Annotated in this window: 6 protein-coding genes; all 6 read left to right on the forward strand. The window is 42.9% G+C overall.

The genetic code is table 11. From position 1 onward, the window contains the following. Positions 1-3 precede the first annotated feature (3 nt). A complete protein-coding gene (locus tag FTU05_RS12845; protein ID WP_257230125.1) occupies positions 4-4,908 on the forward strand; it encodes a host specificity protein J in 4,905 nt (1,634 codons plus the stop codon). Next, entirely contained in the window at positions 4,905-5,456 is a 552-nt protein-coding gene (locus tag FTU05_RS12850) for a DUF4376 domain-containing protein (RefSeq protein WP_257230126.1), read from the forward strand. Before FTU05_RS12845 ends, FTU05_RS12850 begins: the two co-directional genes overlap by 4 nt. A gap of 42 nt (positions 5,457-5,498) precedes the next feature. Continuing rightward, positions 5,499-6,056, forward strand: coding sequence for a hypothetical protein (locus FTU05_RS12855; protein WP_180165611.1), 558 nt, complete (start codon positions 5,499-5,501; stop codon positions 6,054-6,056). Next, positions 6,053-6,796, forward strand: a complete 744-nt coding sequence (locus FTU05_RS12860; RefSeq protein ID WP_180165613.1) for an N-acetylmuramoyl-L-alanine amidase — start codon at positions 6,053-6,055, stop codon at positions 6,794-6,796. The genes FTU05_RS12855 and FTU05_RS12860 overlap by 4 nt, the downstream gene beginning before the upstream one ends. 3 nt (positions 6,797-6,799) lie before the next feature. Further along, a complete protein-coding gene (locus FTU05_RS12865; protein WP_180165615.1) occupies positions 6,800-7,075 on the forward strand; it encodes a hypothetical protein in 276 nt (91 codons plus the stop codon). A 568-nt stretch (positions 7,076-7,643) separates the two neighbouring features. Further along, positions 7,644-8,627, forward strand: a complete 984-nt coding sequence (locus tag FTU05_RS12870; protein WP_257230127.1) for an integrase arm-type DNA-binding domain-containing protein — start codon at positions 7,644-7,646, stop codon at positions 8,625-8,627. Positions 8,628-8,741 lie beyond the last annotated feature (114 nt).

Consider the following 8,741-nt stretch of genomic DNA (forward strand, 5'->3'; position numbering starts at 1 on the left):
AGTATGAATACAGTAATTAAAGGCGCAAAAGCGGGTGAGAAAAAAGCAAGAAAGCCAGTCATCGCACCCGATTCAGCACAATCTAAAACCTATATCAAAATTCTGTATGGATTATCAGAAGGTGAAGTCGAGGGCTTGGCAAATGGCTTGCAGTCTGTTTATTTAGAAGAAACTCCACTGCACAACCCAAATGACGGATCGAATTTTCAGGATATTCAGTTTGATTTTCGACACGGTACGAACGACCAAACACACATTGAGGGTTTTCCTGATATTTCGTCTGAAACAGCGATTAATGTTGAGTTAGTATCTGGCACGCCTTGGATTCGCTCACTCACCAATACCAATCTTGATGCAGTCCGTTTGCGCTTTAAGTGGGGGCCGCTACGTGAGCAGAATGCAGACAATGGTGATGTGAAAGGCATCACGATTCAATATGCGATTGATTTACAGGTGGGCGGCGGCACGTGGGTAGAAGTCTTAAATACTCAAGTTTCAAATAAAACATCTGCAAACTATGAGCGTTCACACCGCATTGATTTGCCAAAGTCTGATAGCAGCTGGACGATCCGTGTACGCCGCATTACACCAAACTCAACCTCAGAATATATCAGCGACAAAATGTACGTTGATGCAATCACCGAAGTCATCGACCTAAAGCTTAGCTATCCGAATACTGCGATGCTTGGCTTGCAATATGACGCTGAAACTTTCTCAAACGTGGCAAAAATTGCTGTCGATTTAAAAGGGATTAAGATACAGGTTCCATCAAATTATGACCCTGTTGCGCGTACTTATACAGGCATGTGGGACGGTACATTCAAACGTGCTTATACCAACAACCCGGCTTGGATTTATTACGACATTTGCACATCAAAACGATATGCTTTGGGCGACCGTTTAACGCCTGCAATGTTGGATAAGTGGTCTTTGTATCGCCTTGCACAGTATTGCGACCAAATGGTGGATGATGGCAAAGGCGGAAAAGAGCCACGTTTTACCTGTAACGTGTATCTGCAATCAACTGAAGATGCTTATGTAATTTTAAGCAAATTGGCGGGTGTATTTCGTGCGATTTCATACTGGGATGGCAATTCAATTGTTTGTGATGCTGACATTCCGCAGGACACGTATTTCACGTATACAGCCGCAAACGTCATAGATGGTATTTTTGAATATTCGGGTACACGTGCGCGTGATCGACATACTGTTGCAAAAGTGGCTTGGGATAATCCTGCAAATCACTATAAGACAGAGTATGCCTATGTACGTGATGAGCCGGCAATTGCCAAACTTGGTGTGCGTATCGCAGAAATCGACGCATGGGGTTGCACATCAGAGGGACAAGCACAACGTGCAGGGCTTTGGGCTTTAAAATCTGAACAGCTTGAGACTCGCACTGTATCTTTTAAAGTGGGTTTGGATGGTTATATTCCACAGCCGGGCCGTGTGATTGAAATCGCAGACGAATTATTTGCTGGCCGTGCCAATGGCGGTCGTATTTCTGCTGTCAGCACTGATCGCAAAGTCATTACCCTGGATCGTGATGATGTGGTGTGCCGTGCGGGCGATCGACTAGTTGTAAATGGTGAAAATGGTAAAGCGCAAGCTCGAATCGTGTCGTCAAAAATTGGGCGCAAAGTCACAGTTACGGTGGCGTTTGACTCTGTTGCAGCGGAAAATATCTGGGTCGTTGATGCGCAAGATTTAAAAACAATGAAGTTTCGCGTCATGAGTATCACTCAAGACGACAAGCATCAATTCTCGATTACTGGCTTGCAATACGAATCGGCAAAATATGATGCAATCGACTTCGGTGCTTTTATTGATGAGCGTCCAATCTCAATCATCAATCCGACTGTTCAAGCACCTGTCACCAATGTTTTGATTTCGTCTGAAACCATGGTGCAGCAAGGTCTATCTATTGAGACAATGCTGATTACTTGGGATCAAGCACCAGGCGCAACAAAGTACCTGGTTGAGTGGCGCAAAGACGACGGTAACTGGATTAAATTGCCAATCACAGGTAGTAATTCAGTTGAGGTGCAGGGTATCTATGCAGGTAACTATCAAGCGCGCGTCACTGCGATTTCAGCGTTTGACGTTGCATCTCTGCCGACGTATTCAGCACTGACTGCATTATCAGGCAAAACAGGCTCGCCGCCTGAGCTTGCCAATTTGTCAGCAACAGGTATCTTATTCGGCTATCGTTTAGATTGGAGTTTCCCTGCGGTCGGTGCGCTTGACACGGCTTACACAGAAATTGAGATTGCAACTACAGACAATGGTGCAAACGCTTCACTGTTAGGTTTGTTTGCTTATCCAACGGATACACATACCATTCAAGGTATGCAGCCTAATCTAACTCGTTATTTCCGTGGACGCTTGATTGACCGAATCGGGAATATTGGTCCGTGGTCTGAGCGTGTAAGTGCAACCACATCTGCTGATGCTTCAGCAGTGCTGGATATTTTGTCAGGTAAGTTAACCGAAACTCAGCTACATCAAGATTTGCAGACCAAAATCAATAAAATTGATTCTATTGCAGGTCTGGATGGCGACATCGGTAATCTTGTGCAAGATTTTTCTGCATTACAGTCAACTGTGTCTGGCCTTAATGCTGAACTTGATTCCGAAACTGCTGCGCGTATTTTGGCTGTAAGCAATCTGAATGACGGTTTAACTCAGGAGATTCAAGATCGTCAAAGCGGTGATACTGCTAATCTTAACGCCTTGAACAACTACAAGAGCAGCAATGATCAGGCGCTTGCCAATGTTCAACAGCAAGTCAGCACAGCAGTCACAGCAACATCTGCAAATACGCAGGCTGTTCAAGCTTTAGATAGTCGCGTGACCGTGGCAGAGGGTAATGCGGCTACCGCAAAAACCAATGCTGCAACCGCATTAACTAAAGCTGAAACAGCAGCCACAGAAGCGGGTTCTGCGGCAAGTTTGGCATCTCAAGCGAATGCTGTAGCAAATCAAGCTGCAGATACAGCTGACACAGCAAGTCAAACAGCTGCAAGTGCTTTATCTACCGCAAATGTGGCCGCAACACAATCAAGCGCAAATGCTACACAGATTAATGCTTTGACTGTAGAGCTTGGCACAAAAGCAAGCACAGGCGCGTTAGCTCAAACAAACGCCAAAGTAGCTGAGCATGAAGGGAAAATCAGCGCCAACACCATAAAGATTGACGGTGTATATGCACAGGTTAATCCCAAGCTAATTGGCTCAACTGATGACCTTATTGGCTCAACCGAAGGCTTTGCGGGAACATGGACCTTACAATCAGCAATGATTGAAAGCGACACGGCATTGAGTCAGCGTATTGATACAACTGTGGCGAGGCTTGGTGATAACACAGCTGCAATTACTGCCGAAGCTACAGCACGTGCAAATGCAGATTCTGCACTAACAACGCAGATCAATACTGCATTGAGCGAAGTTGATAATGCAAAAGCACTAATTCGGACTGAGCAGCAAACACGTGCGGATGCGGATAGTGCGCTGGGCGTGCGTATTGACATTTTACAAGCACAGGTCGGTAACGACTTGCAGCAAAGCATTGCAACGATTCAGCAAGAACTTGAGGTTTTAGCAGATGCGGACGGTGCGCTGGGTAGTCGTGTCGATACTGTTCAATCAGCAACAGTGGCAGCTCAAAACACGGCAAATGCAGCACAGCAGGCAGCCGAAGCAGCAGCTACAGCGGCAGGCAACAAAGGTGAGGTTATTTTTGGCTCAACCACTCCTACAGCAGAAAAGCGCCTGTCTCAAAACTTGTGGATTGACACAACAGGAGGACTAAACACGCCGAAGCGCTGGAATGGATCAGCGTGGGTTGCTGTTACCGACAAAGCTGCAACTGATGCAGCAGCAGCAGCAAGCGCCGCGCAAGCAACAGCAACAGAAGCACTTAATAAAGCCGACGCAGCAACGCAAAATATTGCAACCGTACAGACGCAAGTTGATACGTTGACAACGCAGCAGTCGGCTACTGCGTCACAAGTAAGTACGATACAAACCACAGTAGACGGCAACACAGCATCAATTCAAACCGTGTCTGAAAGCGTAAACGGCTTGTATGCGCAAAAGTACATCAAGCTTGACGTGAACGGTAAGATTGCAGGCTGGGGTGGTGCGAACACTGGCAAAGAATCCAATTTCATTTTGAACTTTGATTCCTTTGCAATCGGTAGAGGGGGTAGCGTAGCTTATTATCCGTTTATTTTCCGTAGCACGCCTTATACAGACCCAAATACAGGGACTGTGTTTCCAGTCGGTGCTTATATGAAGTCGGCGTTTATGGATTATGCGTCTATTGACACGGCTCATATCAAGCAGTTGGCTGTGAAGTCTGCGCAGATTGATAATGCTGCTGTGACTACTGCGAAGATTGATGATTTGGCTGTTACTGCGGCTAAGATTGATAACCTTGCAGTGAGTACAGGTAAAATTGCGGATTTAGCAGTAGACACTCTTAAAATTGCTTATGGTTCTGTGACATCGGGTACACTGATCACTGGAAAATGGGCGAATACCCCAGTGTTTTATGTAGGTGTCGCCAATACAAAACGTGTGATGAATTGGGTTCGGATGTTCGGCTCTATCAAAGACACTGGAGGTTACATCAATGGCGGTTATTGTGAGCTGTGGCTCAAACGAGGCAGTACCACGATTGCGTATCGCAAATTTAGCGCTGAACCAATGTATGACTTTGCAGGGAATTATATAGGAGTTCAACTCATACTAAATGATCATTTCATGTATTTGGATATCCCGACTGAAACAGGTACAGTCGGCTATACGATTGTAATGAGCACTTACGCCAATACACAAACTGGGCATAATATGATGCAGAATGCAATGCAATGTGAGTGGATGCTATTGGAGGCTAAACGATGAAGATAAGCATGATTGATGCCCACGGTAGGCTGCTGAACATTATTGAAGTGCAGACATTTGATCTTAAAAGCGTCAGCGTACCAGCGCCGTATTTTATCATTGGGTACGCTCCTGAGTCGCTGGATTACTATTGGGATGGGGGCGCATTTATTCCACTTGGCGATCCGCCTGACGATTATAGTTATTTTGATTATGAAGCTAAGGAATGGGTTGATCCGCGCACACTTAATGACTTGAAGGATCAAAAATGGGGGGAATTGAAACAACAGCGTAACATGCTTGAGATAAGTGGTTTTGTGTTTGAGGGGCAGACATACGACTCAGATCGTGTTGCACAAAATCGCATCATGGGCGCAGCAATGGCTGGAGTCGATCAAGTATGGACGTTAGCTGACAATACAGTAGTTGCATTAAGCAGCAACCAAGTGAAACAGCTATATGAAGCATTACAACAGCATATTGCGAGCGCACATGAGCGTGGGCGAATCGCAAGACAATTGATTTATGAAGCTGAAACAAGAGAACAAGTTGAAGCAGTTAGTTTATAGCACCATCAGGTGCTTTTTTATTGCCAAAAATTAGGGGGCGCAATGCCAAATGACTACTCTACAGACCCACCAGTAGCAACAGCAGGGCAGCTTCTTGCCATCTCAGACAAGATCAATGACATATCTAAAAATATGGATAAGCTCGCTGAAATGCCCCAAAAGCTCGACCGTATGAATATGCAGTTAGAGCAACTCAACAAAGAGCATCAACAGACCCGAAATGACTTAACTCAAACTCGTGACAATCTGCAAGAAGATTTAGACCAAGCAAAGTCAAACTTTAAAAGCGAGATTAAGCAACTCAGGAATGAAGTTGAGCCAAGATTTAAGGAGGTGGATTCACAGATCAGAGTGCTACATGAGAGCAAAACCAAGATTGACAGTATTACCAACCTTGTGCGCTTTGGTGGCATTTTCTTAGCAGGTCTATTCGTCGTCGCTTGGAATACTCAGACGAGCAAAACAGACACAGTAAATACCCAAGCTACGACCAACACTCAAAGCATTCAGGTTCTTGAAAAGCAATCTGATCAACTTTTAAGAACGGTTGAAGAAATCCGCAACAAACTTTATGAACGAAATATGAGAGAGGAAAAATGAAATTAATCCAAGAAAGTGCGCTTCAGTACTTATCCGTAAAGCTCCCGCTACTGGGGGCTTTTTTAATGCTTGCAGTTTTGGTTGTTCAGTGGGCATTAGACTTTAATTTTATCCCTGAGCAATATGCGCCTTTCATTATTGGTACTGTATTGCCAGCACTAAGTTGGTTAGGCCGTAAAATTGCACAGCCAAATTTGCATCAGCCTTTGGGTTTTGTGGCTGTGACAGCAGGGCATAGCAATACTGATCCTGGCGCAGTAAATGGCAAATATAAAGAAGCAGATCTGGTCGTCAATTTCCGAAATGCAGTGACTCATTATTTGCGTGAAGCCGGATTGCAGGTCAAAACCGATGGTACTGGCACTAAAAACGATCCATTGTCTGCTGCGGTAAAATTAATTAAAGGCTCAAGTGTAGCAGTCGAATTTCACATGAATGCCGCAACATCAAAACAGGCGAATGGCATTGAAACTATCGCACTGCCAAAAGACAAAAAGCTTGCTCAAGACTTATCCAAAGCCGTAGCGGATGCTCTTGGTAGTCGATTACGTGGTGACAATGGCTGGATTGATCAGTCTAAATCTGCGCGTGGTCGACTGGCATACGTGAATGCTGGCGGGTTAATTGTAGAGCTTGGTTTTATTTCGAATGAAGCCGAACTTGCTGCATTCAATGAAAAATATTGGCTTGCAGCAAAAGCTGTGGCTGAAGTCATCATTAAACATGAAAAAGGGGTATAAGGCATGACTACAATAACCATTGAACAAGTATCTAAATCCACCTTGGAAATTGCAGAATCATGCGGGCCGATTCTGAGCCAAATCGCAAAGTACATGGATGCAGCTGAGAAACTAAAGAACAGTACTTTATCTGGTGAAGAAAAGCGTAGTTGGGTTATTGAGTACGCTAAAAAGGAAATCAAGGAAGTGTTTAATAATCTTGATTATTGGATTCCTTTGATTATCCGTTTTATTAATGCAGTTAAGACAGCTTTTAATGCTTTGAAAGCTATTTTTTAAAAGTAAAAGCCCTCAAGTGAGGGCTTCTTTAAATCACTCATTAACCACCTCAACACCTTCCCAAAATTCGCTTTTCTTCTTAGCTAGAAAAATATTCGCATCCCGAACAAACTATAAGTATGAAGTAAAATGCATAAATGGATTAAATGAAATATGCGACAACTTAGCGTCAGTATTAAAATAAAATATTGATATTTGATATATTAGCTTGTCCTTGACATAGTGGCGCTCTGCAAGTTTTCCGAAAAATTATGCGTGTCGCCAGTGCTTTATAAGAAGGGATAAGAACCCAGAGCAATTTTTTGTTTTAGTGGTACATTTAGTGGTATTTATTTTCTAATAATTAAATTAATTTAATAAAAACAATTATATATATTGTTATTCTTGTGCACGCTGAGCGCACCATTTCCTTGTTTGATCATATCCGAATTAATCCTAATATTATTAAAAATTAATAACTTATATCTACTTATTGTCCGATAATGTCCGAGGGCGTTTTAGGATACCGTAATCTTTTACGGTATTTTTTACGGTACATTCCCATTTCTGACAAAAATATACCGTAAAAATGCCTAAATTAGTTATCAGTCTGACTGACTCAAAAATTAAGTCTGCAATATCAATGCAAAAGAAATCATTTGAAAAGAATATTAAGCTTTCAGATGGTGGTGGCCTTTATTTATTGTTAGATAGAAAAGGTGGGGCATATTGGCGTTTTGATTATATTCGCCCAATCTCTAAGAAAAGAGCCACTATAGCTATCGGTATTTATCCAAGTTGTACATTGGCCAGAGCTCGTGCAAAACGAAGTGAGTTTAGAGAACTGCTTGCGCAGAATATTGACCCAGCAATTCAAAAGCAAGATAAACAGTCCCAATGTCGAAATAATAGTTTTAGATCAGTAGCAGATGAATACCGTAAGACTGAAGAGCTGGAATCAAGTACACAACGTCGGAATCAGTTTATCTGGGATAAGCTTTATGTTGCTATTGGTGAGTTCCCCATTGATTCGATAACAGCCACTCAAATTTTGGAAGTATGCCGTCTTTATGAAAGACAAGGTAAGACTGACTCAGCAAAGCGAATGAGAAGTAAAGCATCTCAGGTGTTTCGGTATGCGATTGCTTTGGGTTTATGTCAATTTAATGTTGCTGACCAAATTAGCGGTATTTTGAAGGTGGGTAAAACTAAGCATCGAGCGGCTATTACTGATGAGCAAAAGCTAGGACAACTATTAAAGAATATTAATACACATGCAGGTCGTGGGGATATTGCTATTGATTATGCAGTCAAAATCTTACCCCATGTATTTGTGCGTCCTGGAGAATTACGTGCAGCAAAATGGGCAGATATCGATTTTAAAAATAGAACATGGAGTTATACACCGCCTAAGACCAAAAATCAGACAGCCCTACAACATATTGTTCCTTTGTCTGATCAAGTCTTGAAGCTGTTCCAAGAATTGTATTGCATTACTGGATATACCGAATATTGTTTTGTGTCTATGCGAGATAAAACAAAAACCATCAGTGAATCAACTAGGGTCTGTTGACATTTGTTGATTAAAAAAATAGCGAGATAGTAAAATTAAATCGCCAAACCCAATTTTACACTCGCTATGCCTCGAACAATGCTAAATGATCAACACTGGTCCAAGTTACTTGCT

This window comes from Acinetobacter sp. YH12049 (assembly GCF_013419875.1).
Classification (GTDB): Bacteria; Pseudomonadota; Gammaproteobacteria; order Pseudomonadales; family Moraxellaceae; genus Acinetobacter; species Acinetobacter amyesii.

Bases quoted from the DNA above. Each gene is read 5' to 3' on its own strand.
- FTU05_RS12865 (WP_180165615.1), top strand. From the start codon at position 6,800: ATGACTACAATAACCATTGAACAAGTATCTAAATCCACCTTGGAAATT.
- FTU05_RS12850 (WP_257230126.1), top strand. From the start codon at position 4,905: ATGAAGATAAGCATGATTGATGCCCACGGTAGGCTGCTGAACATTATT.
- FTU05_RS12845 (WP_257230125.1), top strand. From the start codon at position 4: ATGAATACAGTAATTAAAGGCGCAAAAGCGGGTGAGAAAAAAGCAAGA.
- FTU05_RS12870 (WP_257230127.1), top strand. From the start codon at position 7,644: ATGCCTAAATTAGTTATCAGTCTGACTGACTCAAAAATTAAGTCTGCA.
- FTU05_RS12860 (WP_180165613.1), top strand. From the start codon at position 6,053: ATGAAATTAATCCAAGAAAGTGCGCTTCAGTACTTATCCGTAAAGCTC.
- FTU05_RS12855 (WP_180165611.1), top strand. From the start codon at position 5,499: ATGCCAAATGACTACTCTACAGACCCACCAGTAGCAACAGCAGGGCAG.